General features: G+C 54.5%; 2 pseudogenes. Both read left to right on the plus strand.

The window, feature by feature from the left end:
* Positions 1-1,609: pseudogene (locus KQP79_RS25780) on the plus strand (plasmid recombination protein); the annotation flags it as partial.
* 54 nt (positions 1,610-1,663) lie between these two features.
* Positions 1,664-2,613 (plus strand): annotated as a pseudogene (locus KQP79_RS25785) (hypothetical protein); the annotation flags it as partial.

Here is a 2,613-nt window from a genome sequence, read left to right on the forward strand (position 1 = left end):
TGGATTTCCGACCATCTAAGGGAATCACCACAGCACAGAGCAACGAGCACCAACGCCGTTGGACGGAAAAGGGTTGGGGATCCGCTGAATCAACAGGCAACTACGACCGCAGCCGTGAGCGGCTCAACTTCGAGGTTCGGGGCGGCAAGGTTTGTCCTATAGACAAGAGCCGAAGCATCCCGGAGCGCATGGCAGACATCCTGCGGAGCCGTGGAATCAAAGACCCCAACGAGGGACTGGCAGAGCCACGCTTCCGCACAGTGGTCAATTTCATCTTCGGAGGCTCACGAGAACGTATGACAGAATTGGCATTCGGTGACCAGAAGGTGAATCTCACTCACGGAGCGGACAATTCGCATCTAACCCGATGCAAGGACATTGAGGAATGGGCAAAGGATGTTTACCGCTTTGTTGCGGACAAATACGGTGAGGAGAACATCGTCGCTTTCATNCCCGATGCAAGGACATTGAGGAATGGGCAAAGGATGTTTACCGCTTTGTTGCGGACAAATACGGTGAGGAGAACATCGTCGCTTTCATCTTACACTTGGACGAAACCAATCCGCACGTTCACTGCACCCTCTTGCCAATCAAGGACGGCAAGTTTGCATACAAACAGATATTCGCCGGAAAGGACAAGTACGAGTTTTCTGCCAGGATGAAAGCCCTGCACAGCGAATTTGCCGATGTCAACAAGCGTTGGGGCATGGAGCGCGGAACTTCCGTCTCAGAGACGGGAGCACGCCACCGCACCACCGAAGAATACCGCCGCCAGCTGTCAGAACAGTGCACCACCATTGAGCAGTCCGTCGCCACCCATCAGCGGACACTCGCCTCGCTCCAATCGGACATCCGTCTGGCAGAGCGGAGAGTAAAAGGACTCACCTCAATGGTCAACAACCTCTTGCAGGAGAAGGCTGAGAAGGAGGCGGCNTCGGACATCCGTCTGGCAGAGCGGAGAGTAAAAGGACTCACCTCAATGGTCAACAACCTCTTGCAGGAGAAGGCTGAGAAGGAGGCGGCACTTGCTGAATTGCATCGGCAGATTCTTGCAGGTCACGACAATCCTGATGCTCTCCGTCAGCAAGTCCAAGAGCTGGAGCAGGAACTGTCCGCTATCCAGTCGAAACTGGACGACAAGCAGGAGAAGCTCTCAGAGGCTGACCGCAAGCTCGATGCCCTGCGTGAGGAGATGACCGCCATGAAGGAGCGCACGGAGGAGTTGCGGCAGGAGGCACACAGATATTCCGATACTATCCGACAAGGTGCGGACACCGTTCTCAGAAATGCCCTTCTCGAAAACATGGTCAGCGAGTTCTCCGAACGTGTGGCACGGCTTTCCAATGAGGGCAAGGACGTGTTTGACGGTTCCCTGCTTCAGGCCTTTGCGGAGAATGGAACGGAGGTGATGTACTGTGCCACGCTTCTATTCCTCGGCTACGTCGATGATGCCACCACCTTTGCCGAAGGTCATGGCGGTGGCGGCAGTTCGTCCGACCTCAAATGGGGACGTGACGATGACGAGGATGAACGCGCTTGGGCACGCCGTTGCATGATGAAAGCTGCACGCATGATGCGCCCCTCTTCCGGCAAAAGGAAGAAACGATAAGCGGCACTGTCACGTATCACCTGTTATAGTATTCACCAGATTAAATTGAACAACATGAGAAAAATACTTATTCTATCCCTTGGCTTNTGGACGGACAACTGGTTTGTCCAAGCGGCAGGAGGAACTACGGTCTTCCTCGGCAAACCGCTCGGATGCAACGACCTATTCGGTCGCATGAAACCGGCATTCTCCGTGTCGATCGGCAAATGGTTCACACCTTCCGTCGGCGGTCGTCTGAACTATGGCGGTATGCAGTTCAACGACTGCAACAACTCCTCGCAGGACTACCAGTACCTTCGTGCTGATTTCATGTGGAATGTCCTCGGCAACCTCTACAAGGACGATGTACACACCCTTGCCCGATGGTGTGTCATTCCATACGTGGGCGTGGGTATGCTGCACAACAAGGTGAATGCCCACAAGCCCTTTACCATTTCCTACGGCATACAGGGGCTGTATCATCTCTCCCCACGCATTGCTGTTACGGCAGAGATAGGCAACATGACCACCATGCAGGATTTTGACGGCTATGGCAAGGCACACCGCCTTGGCGACCATCTGCTGTCCGCATCCCTCGGCCTCTCTGTCCGCATNACCACCATGCAGGATTTTGACGGCTATGGCAAGGCACACCGCCTTGGCGACCATCTGCTGTCCGCATCCCTCGGCCTCTCTGTCCGCATTGGCAAGACTGGCTGGAAGCGAGTGATAGACGCTCGTCCGTACATCGCACAGAACGAATGGCTTTCCGCCTACGCCGCATCCCTTTCTGACAGCAACAGCCGCTATCACGCCCAGCACGATCGAGACTGTCAGACTCTGGAACAGCTGCGTAAGATTCTTGCAATCGAGGGACTTCTGGACAAATACGGCCACCTCTTTTCTGACGATGCCACTTCCTCCGTCACAAACGGTTATCCTCGAAACGACTACAGCGGTCTCAACTCGCTGCGTGCAAGAATGAGAGACAAGTATGGTAATGGTCAAAAGACAAAGGTCATGGA

This window comes from Bacteroides sp. DH3716P (genome assembly GCF_025914115.1).
Lineage (GTDB): Bacteria > Bacteroidota > Bacteroidia > Bacteroidales > Bacteroidaceae > Bacteroides > Bacteroides ovatus.